The organism is Bradyrhizobium sp. Pa8 (assembly GCF_052588265.1).
In genome coordinates this window covers 945,639-962,642 of the sequence record NZ_CP176767.1, presented here as the reverse complement: position 1 = coordinate 962,642, position 17,004 = coordinate 945,639, and the positions used below count along the sequence as shown (strand labels likewise).

Sequence of the window (17,004 nt, the reverse complement as noted above, 5' to 3'; positions counted from 1 at the left end):
AGGGTGGGCAAAGGCGCGTAGCGACGTGCCCACGTCTTCTTACGTCACGATGGAAACATGGTGGACACGGCGTAGGAACGCCTTTGCCGACCCTACGGCAGCTCAACGCATGGATAGCGCGAAGGGGTCCTCAAATCTTCCCCGAGACATCCTTCTGCACGCGGTTGGCCATATCGATCAGCCGGCGCCAGGCCTTTTCCAGGAACGACATCACCCGATCGACATCCTGGTCGCTGGGCAGCGGAATCTCGATCCTGCGGTCCCCCTCGGCGACCTTCGGCTCCTTCTTGAGCGGATCGGATTTCGGCAGCGCCTCGTCGATCTTGCCGGATACGGTCGGCCCCGCCGCGATCTGCCCCTTCAGCTTCTCGACTTCGGCCTGGAGTCGGCCGATCTCGGCGTCGAGCGCGGTGCGTTCGTCGGGCACCGCGTAACAGGCCCAGCCGGCGCCATTCTTGCTGCAGGTCGATACCGTGCCGGTGCGGGTGTCGAGCCGCAGCACGCCTTCGGGGATGGGCGTCATGCTGTAGCGGCCGTTTTCGCTGTCGGGCGCGGACTGTGCGGCAACGAAGCCGCCGCCGATGGTCATCGCCGCGGCGAATACCGCCGCTGCAAGCCATGATGCTGTGGATGAATTTGCTGGTCTCATCGCGCTCTCCGCCATGGCGCTTCTGCGGCTTCTCTTCATTCTACACCCCGGCGAGGTGATCTGCCGCCCAAAACGCGCCACCGATATCAACGATCGCGGCAATCCCTTTGATCCCGCCAGCAGGACGAAACGGTGGTCGCATTCGCCGATCATGAAGAGAGCTGCTGCGGTGCGGCGTCACGCTGTGTGCAGCGTTGCCGCGCGCGCCAATATCATCAAGTAAATCAGGTACATAATGGAACGCGACGCAATCGTGACTTGGCTTGACTTGATTATGGGCCATCAGTATGGTCCGCGCGGCTTTTGAGGGTGGCGGGCGTAATTTCCATTCAGCCGCGGCGTTTCGGGTCTTCGTTGCATGACACAGGGCACGGGGCACGGCGAGAATGGGGATCGCGATAGATCGTCCGAGGAAGCTGCGCTTTCCGAACGGCTCGGGAATCTTGATCAGCGGTTGTCCGAATTCCGGGACCGACGAATCAAGACCGAGCAACCCGCAGGTGACGGTGAAGACAGAGCGGCCAGAGCCTCGGCGATGGCGCTTGGTTTCCGGTTATCCTCCGAGTTGGTCGCCGGCGTCGTTGTCGGAGCGGGGATTGGCTGGGGTTTCGACCGCTTGCTGTCGACGTCGCCTTTCGGATTTATCGTGTTCCTGCTGCTGGGCTTCGTGGCCGGCGTGGTGAATGTGGTGAGAACGGCAGGCGCGGGTCAAAACAGGCGCGGTGGTTCCTAAGCGATCCGCACCACGAGAGGAATGATCGTGCCGGCCATGCCGGTACGGGCCGGCCCGGCCGGCAGACCGAGACCCGCCGGCATTGCCCGGCAGACCAAGAGATGCCGCGCTGATGAAAATCGACCCGATCCACCAGTTCAACATCGAGCCTCTCTTCACCCTGGGCCATATCGGCAATCACACGATCGCCTTCACCAATTCGTCGCTCTACATGCTGGTGGCGGTCGCGATCATCTCGATCCTGATGCTTGCCAGCGGCACGCAGCTGGTTCCAGGGCGCCTCCAGTCGGTCGCCGAGATCTCCTACGAGTTCGTCGCCTCGACCATCCGTTCGACGGCCGGCGCGGAAGGCATGAAGTTCTTCCCGCTGATCTTCTCGCTGTTCATGTTCATCTGCGTTTCGAACCTGGTCGGCATCATCCCCTACACGTTCACGATCTCGAGCCATCTGATCGTAACGGCAGCGCTCGCGCTCCTGGTCTTCTTCACCGTCCTGATCTACGGCGTCGCCAAGAACGGCCTGAAGTTCTTCTCGATCTTCGTGCCCCACGGCGTCCCCGGCTACATCCTGCCGCTGGTGATGTTCATCGAGATCCTGTCGTTCTTCCTGCGGCCGGTCTCCCACAGCGTCCGTCTGTTCGCCAACATGCTGGCCGGCCACATCGCGCTCAAAGTGTTCGCGGGCTTCGTCGCCATGCTCGGCTTCTCGCTCGGCGCGCTCGGCTGGGTCGGCGGCGTGCTGCCGCTGGCGCTCACGGTCGCGCTGTACGCGCTCGAGATCCTGGTCGCGTTCCTGCAAGCCTATGTGTTTGCGATCCTGACCTGCATCTACCTCAACGACGCCATTCATCCGGGACACTGAGCGGTCCGGGGAATTTCCACCCACAACCCAATCTTTCTTCCAAGGAGTCTAAAATGGATCCGGCAGCAGCAAAACTTATCGGCGCGGGCATCGCATGCATCGGCATGGGCGGCGCGGGCGTCGGCGTCGGCGTGATCTTCGGCAACTACCTCGCCGCAGCCGTTCGCAACCCCTCGGCCGCTCAGGGCCAGTTCGGCAACTTGATTTTCGGCTTCGCCGTGACCGAAGCGCTCGGCATTTTCTCGCTGCTGATCGCGCTGCTGCTGCTGTTCGTTCCGCTCTGAGGACGACGTTTTTCGCGCCGTTCCATTCCATTGGGACGGCGCGTGTGACAGCAACAGGAGAACTCCGTGGCTGAAAGTCATGGCGGCGCAAAAGGTCCGGCGGCGGGCGCTCACACCGAGGCTGACGGTGGTCACCACGGTGGCGGTTTTCCGCCGTTCGAGAGCAGCAACTACGCTTCACAGCTGGTGTCGCTCGCGATCTTCTTCGTCCTGCTTTACGTGATCGTGTCCAAGCTCGCTCTGCCGCGCGTCGGCGGTACGATCGAGGCGCGTCAGAACAAGATCGAGGGTGACCTCGCCGAAGCGCAGACGCTGAAGGACCAGTCCGACGCGGCGCTGAAGGCCTATGAGAGCGAGCTCGCTTCGGCGCGCACGCGGGCACAGGCGATCGGCAACGAATCCCGCGACAAGGCGAATGCGCAGGCGGAAGCCGAGCGCAAGACGCTGGAAGAACAATTGGCGGCCAAGCTCGCCGGGGCGGAGAAGACCATCGCCTCGACCCGCGCCACCGCCATGAGCAACGTCCGCGGCATCGCGGCCGATGCGGCAGGTCAGATCGTGCAGCAGCTTACCGGCGTCGTTCCCGACGCTGCGTCGGTCAATGCCGCGGTCGATGCGTCCCTGAAAGGTTAGTCGAGATGTTCTTCGATCCTGAAACCTGGGTCGCCATCGCCTTCGTGATCCTGATGGTCGTGTTCGGCTATCTCGGGGTCTTCAAGTCGGCGATGACGGCGCTGGATCATCGTGCCGCCCGTATCAAGGCCGAGCTCGACGACGCGACGCGCCTCAAGCAGGAAGCGGCCAAGGTGCTCGCCGACTACAAGGCGCGCAGTGCCACCGCCGAGCGCGAAGCTGCCGACATCATCGCCAACGCCAAGTCCGAAGCCGAGCGCATCGCGACCGAAGCCAAGGTGAAGATGGAAGACTTCGTCGCCCGCCGCACCAAGACCGCGGAGAGCAAGATCGCGCTCGCCGAGGCCCAGGCCGTCGCAGACGTCCGCGCCGCAGCCGCGGAAGCCGCCGTCCAGGCCGCCTCCACGATCCTGTCGCAGTCGGTCAAGGGCCAGGTCGCCGACGACCTGCTCGCCAAGGGCATCAACGAGGTTCGGCAGAAGCTGAACTGAGGGGCTTTGCCTTCACCAATCAAAAAGCCGGCGCGCGAGCGCCGGCTTTTTTGTCAGAAAGACTCTCGTGTCCCGGACGCGGCGCGGCATGAAATGACGCGACGCTGAGCCGGGACCCATGTATCCGCAGCTCCTGTGCCCCGGCTCTGCGTCGCACCGCTACGCGCTGTGCCGCGTCCGGGGCACGAGATCTTGCCCTACTTCTTCTTCCTTGCCTTCGGCTCGGGCGAGAGCGCCTGCGGGTCGAAGCCGACATAGAAGATGTAGGAATCGGCCACCTTGGCCGAAGGCGTCGGATAGGCCAGATCCTCGGCGACGAAGGTAAAGGGCACGCTGCCGCCCTCCGACATCTCGACCGTGGTCCGGTAAGCCTTCGAGGCGATCACCTTCTCACCGACGCCGCCTTGCACCACGGCGATGCGCAAGGGCACCTCGACGGTCGCAGGCGCACCGGCGGGACCGGCGATGACCCGGCCCTGGATGCCGATCCGGGCGGTGATATCGCCGCCGTTCCGGGCGCATTCACGCGCCATCTTGGTGATCGTGGCCTGGAAGCGGATCTCATTGCCGACGGCCGGTTTGCCGGCAGCGCCGACCGCGTAGGTCGAGGCCCCGGCGCGCACCGTGACCTGCGGACAATCGACATCGTCATCAGCCGCCGGCTGGCCGGGCGCGGGCGCCGGCTTGGGCTGGGCCGGCTCGTCGGACTTACCGCCGAACAGGCTCTTGAAGCGGTCGCTCAAGGACTGGGCCGCCACCGGCGAGACGGCGACGAGCGCGACCGACAACGCCAGCGCGATCCCCGTCCCCCGCCGCAACGCATTCCGCGATGACCGAAGCTTCTTCACCATCAACGCCCATACTCCATGACAATTGTCCGGCCGATTGCCGGCTGGCCAGCGGTTTATATCGCCAAAATCGGCGAACCCAAGGCAGCAAACAAGGAGACTTTGGCAGCACGAGCGGCAGCTCAGCCGCGGAAATCCTCGTGCAGCAGGCCGAACAGCAGGTGATCCTGCCAGACCCCGTTGATGCAGAGATAGCGGCGCGCCAGGCCCTCGCGGGAGAAACCGCACTTCTCCAGCACCCGGATCGACGGCGCATTGGTTGGGATGCAGGCGGCCTCGACCCGGTGCAGATTGAGCTCGCCGAACAGCGTCGGCAGCAGCACCCGCAGCGCCGCCGTCATGTAGCCGCGATGGGCATGAGGCTTCCCGACCCAATAGCCGATGGTGCCGGCCTGGACGATGCCGCGGCGGACATTGGCGAGCGTGATGCCGCCGACCATGGCGCCGTCGAGCTCACGGAAGATCAGGAAGGGATAGGAGCGGTCCGCCGCAATGTCCTCGGAATAGCGGCGCAGGCGGCGGCGGAAGCCGGACCGGGTCAGGTCATCCGACGGCCAGATCGGCTCCCAGGGCGTGAGATAGTCGCGGCTGGACTCGCGCAAATGCGCCCACTGCAAGAAGTCCGACATCTGCGGCGCGCGCAGCAACAGGCCGTTGCCGCGCGGCGCGAGGGCGGCGGGTCCACTGGATGGCAGGCGAAACAGGGCCATGGTGATGCTTCCCGGGGCAGATCAGCCCGTGCGCGGCTCCTAATGCAGCCGCGCCTTGGCACGTGCCCGGGTCAATCCTTCCGCAAAAGACACCGCCGTGTCCAGACCCCTGCCACTGCCTAATGCGACAACCGCAGGGCGGCTCCGCGAAAGCAGCGCACGCGCGGCATCCCGGGTCGATTCGACGCTGACGGCGTCGATCCGGGCCACCAGTTCCTCGACCGTCTGCGGCCGGCCATAGGCCAGCACATGCCGGGCGAGCTGCTCGGCGCGGGAGGAGCAGCTCTCCAGCGCCATCAGGAGGCCCGCCTTCATCTGCGCCTTGGCCCGCGCGATCTCGGCCTCGGTCAGCGTCTCCACCGAATCATTCATGATGTCGACCACGACCTCCATCATCTCCGGCGCGTCAGCCGGATCGGTGCCGGTGTAGAGGCCGAAGAAGCCCGTGTCGGTGTAGGGCGCGTGGAACGAGTAGATGGAGTAGCAGAGGCCGCGCTTCTCGCGCACCTCCTGGAACAGCCGTGACGACATCCCGCCGCCGAGGATGTTGGTGAAGACCTGGAGCGAGAACAACGACAGATCGCTCTGCGGCACGCCTTCCAGCGCCAGCGTCAGATGCGCCTGCTCGAGTTCGCGATGCACCACCTTGGCGCCGCCCTTGCCGAACTGGGCGGCTTGCGGCTTCGGACCCGGCGTCCCCTCGAAACTCGCAAAGCGCTTCTCGACTTCGGCGACGACCTGCTTGTGATTGACCGCGCCGGCTGCCGCCACCACCATGTCGGGGCCGCGATAATGCGTCGACAGATAGCCGCGCAGCATATCGCGGTTGAAGGCACGCAAGGTCTTGGCGGTACCGAGCAGCGAGCGGCCCATCGGTTGATCGGGATAGCAGAGCTCGTTGAGATGCTCGAACACGACGTCGTCGGGCGTGTCCTGCGCGGCACCGATCTCCTGCACGATGACGTTCTTCTCGCGCTCAAGCTCGTCGGGCTCGAAAGCGGGATTGGCGAGGATGTCGGCGAGCACGTCGAGCGCGAGCGGCACGTCGGCCTTCAGCACTCGCGCATAATAGGACGTGGTCTCGGTCGAGGTGCCGGCATTGAGGTCGCCGCCGACGGCCTCGATCTCCTCGACGATCTCGCGCGAGGAGCGCTTGGTCGTGCCCTTGAACGCCATGTGCTCGAGCAGATGCGAGATGCCGTGCTCATTCGGCTTCTCGTCGCGCCCGCCAACGCCGGCCCAGACGCCGAGCGCCGCGGTCTCGAGATGGGGCATCTCGTCGGTGACGACGGTCAGGCCGGAGGCAAGCTTGGACATCTCGACACTCATCCGGCAACTCCCTGTTTTGCGGCCCGGCTGACCGACAGCACGAACCGCTCGACCTCGGCCTGATCGTTCTTCATCACCTTCATGTGTTCGGATTTGGTCATGAGACCGTCGAGCCAGGCGGGCAATTGCGGCCGCTGGCCGCAGGCTGCCTCGACCGCATCGGGGAATTTGGCCGGATGGGCGGTGGAGAGCACGATGCTGGGCACCGTCGTATCGGTGGTGTCGCGGTCGGCGACAGCAAGCGCGACCGCGGTATGGGGATCGACCAGTTCGCCCGCCTCGCGCCAGGCGGCGCGGATCGCGGCTGCGGTTTCGGTCTCGTCGGCCCGGCCGGCGTCGAATTCTTCGCGGATTGCGGCCAGCGTCGCGTCAGGCAATACGAAGCGCCCCGACTGCTTCAGCGAGTCCATCAGACGGCGGACGCCCGCCGCATCGCGCCGGCCGGCCTCGAACAGCAGCCGCTCGAAATTCGAGGAGATCTGGATGTCCATCGATGGCGACGCGGTGGCGTGCACCTCGCGCACCTCGTAGATCCCGGTCTTGAGCGTGCGCGCCAGGATGTCGTTGACGTTGGCGGCGATGCGCAGCGTGCGCACCGGCAGCCCCATGCGCTTGGCGACATAACCGGCAAAGATGTCGCCGAAATTTCCGGTCGGCACGACGAAATCCACCGTACGTGCCGGCGCGCCGGCGGCGACGGCGGAAGTGAAGTAGTAGACCACCTGGGCGACGATGCGCGCCCAGTTGATAGAGTTGACGCCGGAGAGCGAGGTCGCATCGCGGAAGCGATGGTTGTTGAACATCCCCTTCACGAGCGCCTGGCAGTCGTCGAAATTGCCTTCGATGGCGAGCGCATGGACGTTGGCCGCGCCTGTCGAGGTCATCATCCGCCGCTGCACCTCGGAGATGCGGCCGTGCGGAAACAGCACGATGAGATCGACATTCTCGAGCCCTGCGAAAGCTTCGACCGCGGCGCCGCCGGTGTCGCCGGAGGTCGCGACCACGATGGTGGTGCGCTGGCCGCGCTTGGCGAGCACGTGATCCATCAGCCGCGAGATCAACTGCATCGCCACGTCCTTGAAGGCGAGCGTCGGGCCGTGGAACAGCTCCAGCACGAATTGATGCGGCGTCATCTGGCGCAGCGGCACCACCGCCGGATGGCGGAAGGTGGCATAGGCCTCATTCGCCATGCGGCCGAGCTCGGCATCCGAAATCTCACCGCCGGCGAACGGACGGATCACATCGACCGCAACCTCCCAATAGGGGCGGCCGAAGAAGCCAGCGATGGCCTCGGTCGAGAGCTGCGGCCAGGTCACCGGCACATACAGGCCGCCGTCGCGGGCAAGCCCAGTCAGCATCACGTCGCAGAAGCCGAGTTCTGGGGCCTCGCCCCGGGTCGAGATATAGCGAGTCAAACTGCCCTCCAAAGGCCGGCCGGCCTTGAGCCAGATCCATAAGCCTTTGATTTCATGAAACTACTTGTTAACGGCCAGAGGCGTTGGGCCACCATAAAGTGTTTTGCGGCATCGGGAAACCGCTTCCCGCCTGTGCCCCGCTCAACGAAAAAGGGCTGCGGCGATGCCGCAGCCCTTCTCTTGGAAGGTCTGTCGTTGATTTGTGCAGACCCGGTTTGCCTCGTGCGGGTTGCCGGCCCGCCAAAACTGTCGGCCAAGTTCTCGGCGCCCGTCACGAAATCGTCAAGAGCCAAAACGGCGGGTGCAAGAAAATGTTCCTATTTTTCCCGGCGCGTTTCGGGTTTCGCAAAGGCATCCCTGCGAGCGATCACGCGCTATTGCCGCTTTTTCCCGAAATTTCGGGCGATTCAGGAACGAATATCACTCCGGCCCATTGTGTCGGCGGATGGTGTCGGCGCGGTCCATGCATTGCCCGGCTACGCGCCGAGACCCGATCCGCCCGGCCGGACCGGCTGCATCCTGGAGCAGCCGGTTCGGTGCCGGGCCGCGAGTGCCCCCGGGCGTCAGCTCATCCCGATTTCCACCGCGATCCTGATCAGGTCGGAATGGTTCTTGGCGCCGAGCTTCTGCTTGAGCAGGGACGTGGTGTTGGCGACCGTCTTGTAGGAGATGCCGAGCGCCTCGGCGACCTCGACGATCTTGTCGCCACGGCCGAGCAGGCGGAGAATTTCGAGCTCCCGCGGCGTCATCTGCGAGGCCGGATTGGCCTTGATCGCCGCACCGGAGAACGTGACCGCCTCCGCGAGCTGCGGCGAGATGAAATTGTCGCCCGCGACCACCTTGCGCACCGCCTTGAGCAGAATCCGGGGATCGTCGCCCTTGGAGACATACCCCTGCGCGCCAAGCTCGACCGCCCGCACCACGAAGGCCGGATCGTCGTTCATGCTGAACATGATGATCTTGGCGTCAGGGTCGTCCTTGCGGATCCGCCGCATCAGCTCGAAGCCGGAGACGTCGGGCAGGCTGATGTCGATGACGGTGACGTCGGGCCGCTTGCTGATATAGGCGCGATGCCCGGATTTGGCGTCGGTCGCCTCGTCGATCCGGATCGAGTGGTCGGACGCGAAAAGGGTGCGGCATCCCGACAGCACCACGGGATGGTCGTCGACGATCAGAACTCGGGTCGCCGGTTTGGCGGTATCTTGCATCGCGCGCTCTCTTGTTTTTCGACTCATAGACCGGCGGGAACAAATGGAAAGAGCAAATCCCGCCAATGCGCGTTAGAATTGACCTAATGTGGCAGCGGCTCTCATTCAGAACACAATTGTTTCTCCCGCTCGGCTTGAGCTTCCTTGCCGCGCTGGTCATGGGCGGCGTGCTGCTCCAGACCTTTGCGACAGGGCAGCTTGCCGACGAGAATGAGCCGGGCCGACGCTCGACCCGGACGGTCGCCGAGGCGCTCAACAACAGCCTGAGGGTCTCGGACGACCCGCGGAAGATACTCGACGCATTTGTCCATTCTTTGGACAGCTCCTCGGATATTCAATTCCGTTCAGCGGAAGCGGGTCCCGCGCCCTCTCCAAAGGACAGCCTGCGTGATCTGCATGGCGTGCCGCATTGGTTCGTGGACCTGATCGCCATCCCGGAGATGGACGCGGCATCTCCCGTCATCATCGGCGGCAGGCGCGTCGGCGACATCGTGTTCATGCCGGACCTGTCAGCCGATCTGTTCGAGAAATGGGTCGGCTTCCTGGCGCTGACGAGCCTCATCGCCGTGCTGATGACCCTGACTGGGACCATTGCCTATCTCTTTGCGGGATCGGCGCTGCGTCCCCTGCAAGATCTCGGCGCGGGCCTCACGCGAATCCGGCGCGGCGATTATGCAACGCCTATCCCGGTCGCAGGACCACAGGAGATCCAGCAGAGCTGCCAGGAGGCCAATGCGCTGGCGATGACGCTCGCGCAATTGAGTCAGGATAATCGCGACCTGTTGCACCGCCTGGTGTCGCTCCAGGACGACGAGCGGCGCGATCTCGCGCGCGAGCTGCACGACGAGCTCGGACCGCTCCTGTTCGGCATCCGCGCCAGCACGATCGCGCTGAGCGAGGCCTCGCCGGCGGGAAATCTCGGCAACCCGGCGCAGGAGGTGATGCGATCGGTCGAGGCGCTCCAGCAGACCAACCGCCGCATCCTCGACCGGCTGCGGCCGCTCTACATCGAGGAATTGGGGCTTGAGACCAGCGTGCAGACGCTGCTCCAGAACTTTCGCAGACAGGCGCCGCATATCAGCCTGACGGCCACGATCGATCCTGGTCTGAACGAGATCGACCGACCGCTGGCCCAGACCGTCTATCGCCTGATCCAGGAGGCGCTGACCAACGTGCTGCGCCACGCCGGCGCGGACAATGCCCATGTGCAGGCGACCATTGCCGGCGAGGTGCTCACGATTGAGATCTCCGACGACGGCGGCGGCTTTCCCGCCGACAACGTCTTCGGCCGCGGCCTGACGGGCATGCACGAGCGCGTGCGCGCGCTCAGCGGATCGCTGTCACTGCTGCGCGCGGACGAGCGAACCTATGTGCGCTGCCGCCTGCCGGTCGGAGAGGCTAGGTCGCCGACGTAAACCTCGGCAGCCACGCCAGGATCAGCGCGACAGCGATCGCGCTGATGCTCAGCAGACAAGCCCAGACGAGCGCGCCAAAGGACGGTCCCTCAGTCCGGATCAGGATCACGAGCGCTGCCAACAGCAGGACTGCACCAAGCGATCGCAGCGCGATCCTGGCCGGGTTGGAAAGATGGCCATGGCGGACGATACGGCTGAACTGTTTTGGCTGGCTGCCCGCCAGTAAGCTACATCCGGCGAAGAGCAACGCCATCGCGATCATCGCACACCCGCCGCGTCGAGCCGTCCGCTGCGCGAGAGACGACACGCAACCCAGGCCGCGATGATAGCTGCGATCAGCAGCGTGGCGTCGATCCCTGCGACCGGCCAGAGCTGCCGGGCAGCGATGGTTCTGATCAGATGGTCGCCCGTCGTCACCGCGTTGAGCAGCACAGCCGCCACAGCGAGCACGGAGATAGTCCAGCACTGGCCGATCCAGGCCCGGCCCGCGGACACCCATGCATGCAGCAACGTGAGCAGCCAGGTCAGATGAAAGACAACGACCTCGATCACGCCGCGCTCGATGCCGAAGGCCGACGCGCCGAGAGGTAGCGCACGATTTGTCACCATGAAGGCCAGCGTCGCGATCAGGACCCCGGTCACGCTCGCAATCGTCACCGCCTCGACGACACACGCTCCGGAACGACCGAGCTTGCGATGCCGTTCCCGCCGGGACTCGACCCAGAACAGCAGCCCGGTCGCGATCAGGACGCATCCGGCAAGTCCGAGCGCGAAGTACAGCCATCGCAGCGTCCAGTGCCTGAACTGGATGAAATGCAGGCCGGCGATGAAGCGCTGGGTCATCGCGGCCGGCTTCTCGGGCTTGCTTGCCGAGAGCAGCTCGCCGGTCGCTCCATCGACATAGGCCACATGGGAGATGTTGCTGACAACGTCCTCCGACGAGCGGTTCACCTGGACATAGGCGGCGGCATCGCCCGGATGAAAGACATAGAGATAATTCGGCTGCCCCTGCCCCCAGACCGACTTCGCCTTCGCGACGATCGTGTCGAACGAGATCAGGTCTGCGGGACGCTTGGCCGGGGGCCGCACAAAGGAGCCGTAGGCCTCGCGCCCGAACAGGCGCGCATCCTGCCGGTAGACCGCCCATATGCTGCTGGGAAAATACAGCGAGAAGAGGATCACGAGGCCCGACACGCTGATGACGACGTGAAAGGGAAGACCGAGCACGCCTGCGACGTTGTGCAGGTCGAGCGTCGCACGCCGGATCTTGCGCTCGGGCCGGAAGGTGAAGAAGTCCGCAAAGATCTTGCGATGGATCACGACGCCGGACACGCACAGCACCATCATCATCATGCCGCAGAGGCCGACGATCCAATAGCCGAGGCCCAGCACCTTCAGGTTCAGGCTGTAGTGAAAGGGATAGATGAACCGGCTTCCGCCAAGCGTGCCCTGATCCGGCAGCTCGGCACCCGTCCCTGGATCGAACATGTGCTGGGCAAACGAGCCATCCGCCGCCCGCCACAGCGCCGTGATGACCGGATTGCGCTCGTTCGGAACGAGCAGGAGTACGCTGGGCGATTTCGCCGCCACCGCGGCCTGATAGGCCGGTCGCATCGTCTCGTAGGAAAAATCAGCCGGAAGCGCGAGGCGCGATGCCGGCATCATCCAGCGGTCGATCTCCTTGTCGAAGACCGACAGCGTTCCCATCCAGAAGATCGCGAACAGCAGCGAGCCCAGCATCACCCCCGACCAGGTGTGCAGCCAGTTCATCGATGCGCGGAATGTCGGCTCCATGGTCTAGGCCGAGAGCTGGCTGAGCAGGAGAATCAGCGTCAGGCTGAGCGCCGTGACGGCCCCGAGCCAGAGCGTGACGCGGATCAAAGCCGGCTCGGCAAACGACCAGATCATGACGCCGAGATAGATCACGAATCCCAACATCGAGCCCAGCGTCGCGGCTTCGCTCCGCTCCATGCCTACCATGGCCACCGCAATCATCGCCAGCGCGGCAATGATCGCGGAGGTTCCGAGATAACCTCCGACGATGGCAAGAGCGGTTCTGGCGAAGGTCTTCATGTGGCGATGGTCACAGCGGCAAAGCCCGTCAGAAGTTGAATGTGGTCGAGACCAAATAGGTCCGGGGCGCACCGAGCGTGATCACGCCGCTATAGGCGGACGCCCAATAGGCCTTGTTGAAGAGGTTCTCGATGTTGGCGCGAACCACGATCGGCTTGCCGTTCCACGGCGAGGTGAACGTATAGCGCGCGCCAATATCGAATCTCGTCCACTCCGGCAGCGTCAGCGTGTTGGCCAGATCGACATATTGCGAACTCGTGTAGATCACGCGTCCCGTCAAGGTCAGTTCGCGCAGGAAGAACGGGTCCCATTCCACGCCGAAATTTGCGTTCATCGCCGGCACGCCGATGGCGTCCTTGCCGTTATTGGCGGGAAGCGTTGCATTTTCCTGCACGCCATGGATCAGCGCGACGCCGCCGAGCAACCTGATCGCCGGGGTCACCTCGCCGAACACATTGAGCTCGACGCCGCGGTTACGCTGCCGCCCGTTGAGTTGCTGTGAGGGCAGCGGCACCCCGGCCACCGAAACGATGCTCGGCTGCGAGATGTCGAACCCGCTCATCGTCGCAGTGATGCGGCCCGCATCGATCTTGATGCCGGCCTCGACCTGCTTGGTCTGCCCGGGCGGGAAAACCGTACCCACATTCGCGAACGTGCCGGCCACGACGACGGGCGTCTGCAATCCCTCGATGTAGTTCGCGTAGAGCGAGATATTCTCGATCGGCTTCACGACGATGGCGTAGGCAGGAGTCCACACCGACATATCCTGCTCCGGCCTGCTCGATGCCGGAGCGAGATAATTTGTCACCGAGCTTCCGGCGGTCTGGCGACGAACGCCGACCGTGAACTGGAGACGCTTGTTCCAGAGCGACATCGTGTCGGAGACGCCGACACTCCAGAGATCAACATTGGTGAGCTGATTGGCAGCCAGATTCGCGAATGTCGACTTCGGTATGTTCGTGGGCTCGGTGTAGAGATTCCAGTAAATCGTTCCCGGCGCCGGCGTCGGCGTCAGCACGCTCTGGGTGTAGGTTCTGTCATTGATCGAATATCCGACGTTGACGGCGTGATTGACTGGACCGGTGTCGGCATTGATGCGGACACCCGCCTCGCCGGCAAAGGTTTCGAAGGTCTCCTTGCCCTGGAATGGCGTCGAGCGCAGGCCGCCTAGCTGGAATGTGGCGGGGGTCGCTACCGCCACACCCGGAATGGCATTGCTGATGATCGGCGACGGATAGGCATAGTTGATGTTGCTATCGTGGTAGCCGAACGCCGCGTATGCCGTGATCCAGTCGGCGAGATCGACCTCGCCCTTGACGGTCGTGAAGAAGTCCGTCGGCTGATAGTAGGCCCATGGCACCTGAAAATTCAGCCCGGCCTTCGGCGGCGGGGGAATGACGTCGAACCCACGGTGAAGAAGCGCATGGGCGGATTGAGAACGTCGGCCTGGTACCCGAGGTCGACGGCAAAGCGCGCGTTTTCACCGCGGTAATCGAGGCCGAGCGCAACGTTGCCGAACTCGTCGTTCTGGCGATTCCATGGCGTGTTGCCGTTCGAATAGGTGTTGTTCAGCCGAATGCCCCACTCCTTGTGCTCGCCATAGCGCCGGCTGACGTCGATCTGCTCGCCGAATTGCGATTTGGAGACGTATGTCCCCGTGAGTTGAGTGATGTCGACATCCGGGGCGTGCTTGGTGATGAGGTTGATGCTGCCGCCCACGGCGCCCGCGCTGGTCGCGCCGGTGCCGCCGACCGTCATTCCATTGAGCACCGCGCTCGGCCCCTTCAGGACCTCGACGCGCTCGACGAAATTTGCGCCGGTGGAGTAATAGGGCGCGATCCCGTAGAGCCCGTTCAGCCCCAGATCGCCGCTGTCGTAGTAGAAGCCGCGGATGAAGAAGGTATCGGCGCCTCCGCCGGCGGCCTGAACCACGCGTACGGAAGGATCGTTGGCGAGGACGTCGCGAATCGTGCGCGCCTGCTGGTTCTTGATCAGCTCGGCCGTGTAGTTGGTCTGGTTGAACGGCGTGTCCATCACGCTGCGATTGCCGAGAAGGCCGAGACTTCCGCCGGTGGCGACCTGTCCGCCGGCATAGGCTGCGGGCGGCGCTCCGAGCGTGCCTGTCGAAGGCGTCACATACATCACCGGGGCAACGTTACCCGGCGCCGACGCAGCAGGCCGCCTTTGCACGCGTTCGCGCGATGATTGCGACCGCTGGATGGTTTGCCGCGGCTTCGGTTTGCCGGGGGCATCCACCGTCACCGGCGGCAACGTGCCTTGCGCGTAGACTCTCTGGTCGGACGGAAAACTCAACGACAGAGCGAGAAAGCTGACGGCCCCAAGTAAAACCGCGCGGACCACAGGTCTCGACGCAACGACGCATTCCATACGGCACCCCAATCCTGCAAACGCGCAGGTCCCATGGGTCCCCTAACACGTGCATTTCGGTGAGTGGAGCAACGCAGAGATGGAAGATGTCTAAGTTTAGCGATCATGCCGCACAAAACGATGCGCGCAGAGCAAACAGGAAAGAGATGCACACTTCGAAGGAAAGAGAAGCAGCTTAATCGGGAAAGAGATGAAGAGTGTATCAAGCTGCGGAACGAAAGATGCGTGTCGCGATGTCGCCAAGCGCGCTTACCGGCTTTTGCGACGAACGATGCTGAAGCGCGATGTCGAGAGATGGACGATTTACGTGGTGTGATCAGCAGGCGCAGCCGTCGTGCGGATTCTGCCGTGCCGGCTCGCACATGGTGCTGTAGATCTTGCCTTCGGGGCTGAAGCGAAACGAGGCGTGGATACGCAGCGAGCCCGCGACGGAATATTCGAGATCGATGCCGTGCGGCACCGGATTGATTTCCTCCAGGCCGAAGCCTGCCGACGAGAAGGTGCTGAGCCGCGGTCCCCAATAGGTTTCGAGCTCGCGCCGTCCGCGATAATGTCGCTTGCCGTTGCACATGCATTCGACCCGGGCGTCGTCCGCATAGAGATCGAGCAGCGTCGCGAGGTCGCCCTTCCGGCAGGCGTCCACCCAGTCGACGACAATTCCCATCTGGTCGAAATCGCTCACACCGAAATCCTGTCTGCCGCGAAAATTTGCGTGCGGCTTAGGACCACCCTCGTGAATATGTCCTGAATAATAAACCCCGGGCAATACCGGGTTCCCGCCGGGGACCTACGGAGAATTTCAGGCCGGGCGCCGTCCCCTCGCCCAGACGCCGAATGCGATCAGCACCGCGCCGGCGAGCGCGAACCAGGTGATGGCGTATTGCAGATGATCGTCCTTCAGATGCACCTCGAGCGGGCCGGGACGCGGAATGCCGTTCTCGGGTACGGGTTGCTCGAGGTCGACGTAGAACGGTGCGACCGTGCCCCAGCCGAGCGCCCGGGACATGGCGAGATGATCGCGAGTGAACCACAGCCGTTTGTCGTGCTCTGCGTCAGGCATGAGCACGCTGGCCGCCTCGGGGAAACGGACGTAGCCGGTCAACATCGCCGGCTTGTTGGTAACGAGCCGCGCGACCGCCCGATCCTGCAGGGCGCGATCCTGTTTGGTGTTTGGCACGAAGCCCGCGTTGACCGCGACCATATCGCCGCCGGGCAGCCGTGCGGGAAGGAAAGCCCAGGTGCCGGGACCGGAAATGTCGGGGCGAATGGCAGAGCCGGAACTGTAGACCATCGCATCCAGACGGGACTCGTAGGTCGCCGTAAAAGTGACCCGGCGGAATTCGTCCCGCTCCGGCGTCAGCGTGCTCCACTGCGACGGCGGCGGCAACGCAACCGGTGCCGCCGCGAGGCGCTCGGTCAATGCTGCGATCAACTGATGTTTGGCGACGCGGCGCTGCAATTGCCAGGCACCGAGCGCGACGAACACCGCCGTGAGGAAAAGCGTGAACAGCGCGAAGCCGGCCACGCGGGGCTTGCGCGCGGTCTCGTTCATTTCGCGCGGTCGACCAGCCGGCCCGGCGCCGCCTTGTGGTGGAATTGCAGCGCGATCAGCAGCGATTTCATCGCGCGCAGCGGCAAGAGCGTGGTCGCGAGGATCAGCGGCAGCCACAGCGCGGCATGCAGCCAGTACGGCGGCTGGTATTTGACCTCGACGATCAGCGCGCACGCAACGACGATCCCGCCGGCCAGCATGATGATGAAGATCGCAGGACCGTCGCCGGTATCGATGAAGGCATAGTCGAGGCCGCAGCGGTCGCAGCTGGGCGCGAGCGTCAGGAAACCCGCATAGAGCTTGCCCTGGCCGCAGCGCGGGCACTTGCAGGCAAGGCCGCGCATCGCGCTTTGCAGGACAGTCGTCTCGGGCTCGGATGGGCCGGTGGTGTCGTTCATGGTGACGGACTCTAGA

19 protein-coding genes and 1 pseudogene are annotated in these 17,004 nt (G+C 64.1%); 7 read left to right on the top strand and 13 right to left on the bottom strand.

The window, feature by feature from the left end:
* Positions 1 to 130 precede the first annotated feature (130 nt).
* Positions 131 to 649, bottom strand: a complete 519-nt coding sequence (locus tag ACKWRH_RS04515; protein ID WP_445219486.1) for a hypothetical protein — start codon at positions 647 to 649, stop codon at positions 131 to 133.
* On the opposite strand from ACKWRH_RS04515, the gene ACKWRH_RS04510 reads away from it, so the two are divergent.
* From ACKWRH_RS04510 to ACKWRH_RS04485, 6 genes are all read left to right on the top strand, one after another.
* Positions 582 to 872 (top strand): hypothetical protein, encoded by a 291-nt coding sequence (locus ACKWRH_RS04510; protein WP_445222642.1) that lies wholly within the window; start codon positions 582 to 584, stop codon positions 870 to 872. The genes ACKWRH_RS04515 and ACKWRH_RS04510 overlap by 68 nt on opposite strands.
* A 135-nt stretch (positions 873 to 1,007) precedes the next feature.
* On the top strand, positions 1,008 to 1,382 hold the full coding sequence (locus ACKWRH_RS04505) for an AtpZ/AtpI family protein (RefSeq protein WP_028148709.1): 375 nt from the start codon (positions 1,008 to 1,010) through the stop codon (positions 1,380 to 1,382).
* A gap of 112 nt (positions 1,383 to 1,494) precedes the next feature.
* The gene (locus tag ACKWRH_RS04500; RefSeq protein ID WP_007605089.1) at positions 1,495 to 2,244 is read left to right on the top strand and encodes a F0F1 ATP synthase subunit A; all 750 of its coding nucleotides are present in this window, start codon (positions 1,495 to 1,497) and stop codon (positions 2,242 to 2,244) included.
* 53 nt (positions 2,245 to 2,297) lie between these two features.
* A complete protein-coding gene (locus ACKWRH_RS04495) occupies positions 2,298 to 2,528 on the top strand; it encodes a F0F1 ATP synthase subunit C (RefSeq protein ID WP_007599451.1) in 231 nt (76 codons plus the stop codon).
* Between the two features lie 66 nt (positions 2,529 to 2,594).
* On the top strand, positions 2,595 to 3,161 hold the full coding sequence (locus ACKWRH_RS04490) for a F0F1 ATP synthase subunit B (RefSeq protein ID WP_445219485.1): 567 nt from the start codon (positions 2,595 to 2,597) through the stop codon (positions 3,159 to 3,161).
* A 5-nt stretch (positions 3,162 to 3,166) separates the two neighbouring features.
* Complete coding sequence (locus ACKWRH_RS04485) at positions 3,167 to 3,652, top strand: F0F1 ATP synthase subunit B family protein (protein ID WP_445219484.1); 486 nt, start codon at positions 3,167 to 3,169, stop codon at positions 3,650 to 3,652.
* A 197-nt stretch (positions 3,653 to 3,849) separates the two neighbouring features.
* On the opposite strand, the gene ACKWRH_RS04480 is transcribed toward ACKWRH_RS04485, so the two are convergent.
* The 5 genes from ACKWRH_RS04480 to ACKWRH_RS04460 form a co-directional block, all read right to left on the bottom strand.
* Complete coding sequence (locus ACKWRH_RS04480) at positions 3,850 to 4,503, bottom strand: hypothetical protein (RefSeq protein ID WP_445219483.1); 654 nt, start codon at positions 4,501 to 4,503, stop codon at positions 3,850 to 3,852.
* 119 nt (positions 4,504 to 4,622) lie between these two features.
* Positions 4,623 to 5,210: a GNAT family N-acetyltransferase gene (locus tag ACKWRH_RS04475; RefSeq protein ID WP_008139934.1), complete on the bottom strand. Its 588-nt coding sequence runs from the start codon at positions 5,208 to 5,210 to the stop codon at positions 4,623 to 4,625.
* 39 nt (positions 5,211 to 5,249) lie between these two features.
* Complete coding sequence (locus tag ACKWRH_RS04470; RefSeq protein WP_028148714.1) at positions 5,250 to 6,539, bottom strand: M16 family metallopeptidase; 1,290 nt, start codon at positions 6,537 to 6,539, stop codon at positions 5,250 to 5,252.
* Positions 6,536 to 7,954, bottom strand: a complete 1,419-nt coding sequence (gene thrC, locus ACKWRH_RS04465) for a threonine synthase (protein ID WP_445219482.1) — start codon at positions 7,952 to 7,954, stop codon at positions 6,536 to 6,538. Before thrC ends, ACKWRH_RS04470 begins: the two co-directional genes overlap by 4 nt.
* Before the next feature lie 563 nt (positions 7,955 to 8,517).
* Positions 8,518 to 9,162 carry a response regulator transcription factor gene (locus ACKWRH_RS04460; protein ID WP_014498503.1) on the bottom strand — a complete coding sequence of 215 codons (645 nt, stop codon included), beginning with the start codon at positions 9,160 to 9,162 and terminating at the stop codon, positions 8,518 to 8,520.
* Between the two features lie 86 nt (positions 9,163 to 9,248).
* On the opposite strand from ACKWRH_RS04460, the gene ACKWRH_RS04455 reads away from it, so the two are divergent.
* Positions 9,249 to 10,577: a histidine kinase gene (locus ACKWRH_RS04455; protein WP_445219481.1), complete on the top strand. Its 1,329-nt coding sequence runs from the start codon at positions 9,249 to 9,251 to the stop codon at positions 10,575 to 10,577.
* Here ACKWRH_RS04455 and ACKWRH_RS04450 read toward each other — a convergent pair.
* The 7 genes and pseudogenes from ACKWRH_RS04450 to ACKWRH_RS04420 all read right to left on the bottom strand — a co-directional run bounded on the left by ACKWRH_RS04450 (position 10,561) and on the right by ACKWRH_RS04420 (position 16,988).
* On the bottom strand, positions 10,561 to 10,839 hold the full coding sequence (locus tag ACKWRH_RS04450) for a DUF3325 family protein (RefSeq protein WP_445219480.1): 279 nt from the start codon (positions 10,837 to 10,839) through the stop codon (positions 10,561 to 10,563). The two genes, ACKWRH_RS04455 and ACKWRH_RS04450, sit on opposite strands and share 17 nt — an antisense overlap.
* A complete protein-coding gene (locus ACKWRH_RS04445; protein WP_445219479.1) occupies positions 10,836 to 12,371 on the bottom strand; it encodes a PepSY-associated TM helix domain-containing protein in 1,536 nt (511 codons plus the stop codon). The genes ACKWRH_RS04450 and ACKWRH_RS04445 overlap by 4 nt, the downstream gene beginning before the upstream one ends.
* A 3-nt stretch (positions 12,372 to 12,374) precedes the next feature.
* Positions 12,375 to 12,650, bottom strand: coding sequence for a hypothetical protein (locus ACKWRH_RS04440; protein ID WP_445219478.1), 276 nt, complete (start codon positions 12,648 to 12,650; stop codon positions 12,375 to 12,377).
* A gap of 28 nt (positions 12,651 to 12,678) precedes the next feature.
* A pseudogene (locus tag ACKWRH_RS04435) lies at positions 12,679 to 15,038 on the bottom strand (TonB-dependent receptor).
* Positions 15,039 to 15,354: 316 nt separating this feature from the next.
* Positions 15,355 to 15,720: a nuclear transport factor 2 family protein gene (locus ACKWRH_RS04430; protein ID WP_445219477.1), complete on the bottom strand. Its 366-nt coding sequence runs from the start codon at positions 15,718 to 15,720 to the stop codon at positions 15,355 to 15,357.
* 117 nt (positions 15,721 to 15,837) lie between these two features.
* A complete protein-coding gene (locus tag ACKWRH_RS04425) occupies positions 15,838 to 16,590 on the bottom strand; it encodes an SURF1 family protein (RefSeq protein WP_445219476.1) in 753 nt (250 codons plus the stop codon).
* Positions 16,587 to 16,988, bottom strand: a complete 402-nt coding sequence (locus ACKWRH_RS04420) for a DUF983 domain-containing protein (RefSeq protein ID WP_445219475.1) — start codon at positions 16,986 to 16,988, stop codon at positions 16,587 to 16,589. The genes ACKWRH_RS04425 and ACKWRH_RS04420 overlap by 4 nt, the downstream gene beginning before the upstream one ends.
* Positions 16,989 to 17,004 lie beyond the last annotated feature (16 nt).

Excerpts from the sequence above, each read along its gene's own strand:
- ACKWRH_RS04510 (WP_445222642.1), top strand. The coding sequence starts at position 582 with ATGGTCATCGCCGCGGCGAATACCGCCGCTGCAAGCCATGATGCTGTG.
- ACKWRH_RS04515 (WP_445219486.1), bottom strand. The coding sequence starts at position 649 with ATGAGACCAGCAAATTCATCCACAGCATCATGGCTTGCAGCGGCGGTA.
- ACKWRH_RS04505 (WP_028148709.1), top strand. The coding sequence starts at position 1,008 with ATGACACAGGGCACGGGGCACGGCGAGAATGGGGATCGCGATAGATCG.
- ACKWRH_RS04500 (WP_007605089.1), top strand. The coding sequence starts at position 1,495 with ATGAAAATCGACCCGATCCACCAGTTCAACATCGAGCCTCTCTTCACC.
- ACKWRH_RS04495 (WP_007599451.1), top strand. The coding sequence starts at position 2,298 with ATGGATCCGGCAGCAGCAAAACTTATCGGCGCGGGCATCGCATGCATC.
- ACKWRH_RS04485 (WP_445219484.1), top strand. The coding sequence starts at position 3,167 with ATGTTCTTCGATCCTGAAACCTGGGTCGCCATCGCCTTCGTGATCCTG.
- ACKWRH_RS04480 (WP_445219483.1), bottom strand. The coding sequence starts at position 4,503 with ATGGTGAAGAAGCTTCGGTCATCGCGGAATGCGTTGCGGCGGGGGACG.
- ACKWRH_RS04475 (WP_008139934.1), bottom strand. The coding sequence starts at position 5,210 with ATGGCCCTGTTTCGCCTGCCATCCAGTGGACCCGCCGCCCTCGCGCCG.
- ACKWRH_RS04470 (WP_028148714.1), bottom strand. The coding sequence starts at position 6,539 with ATGAGTGTCGAGATGTCCAAGCTTGCCTCCGGCCTGACCGTCGTCACC.
- ACKWRH_RS04460 (WP_014498503.1), bottom strand. The coding sequence starts at position 9,162 with ATGCAAGATACCGCCAAACCGGCGACCCGAGTTCTGATCGTCGACGAC.
- ACKWRH_RS04455 (WP_445219481.1), top strand. The coding sequence starts at position 9,249 with ATGTGGCAGCGGCTCTCATTCAGAACACAATTGTTTCTCCCGCTCGGC.
- ACKWRH_RS04450 (WP_445219480.1), bottom strand. The coding sequence starts at position 10,839 with ATGATCGCGATGGCGTTGCTCTTCGCCGGATGTAGCTTACTGGCGGGC.
- ACKWRH_RS04445 (WP_445219479.1), bottom strand. The coding sequence starts at position 12,371 with ATGGAGCCGACATTCCGCGCATCGATGAACTGGCTGCACACCTGGTCG.
- ACKWRH_RS04440 (WP_445219478.1), bottom strand. The coding sequence starts at position 12,650 with ATGAAGACCTTCGCCAGAACCGCTCTTGCCATCGTCGGAGGTTATCTC.
- ACKWRH_RS04425 (WP_445219476.1), bottom strand. The coding sequence starts at position 16,590 with ATGAACGAGACCGCGCGCAAGCCCCGCGTGGCCGGCTTCGCGCTGTTC.
- ACKWRH_RS04420 (WP_445219475.1), bottom strand. The coding sequence starts at position 16,988 with ATGAACGACACCACCGGCCCATCCGAGCCCGAGACGACTGTCCTGCAA.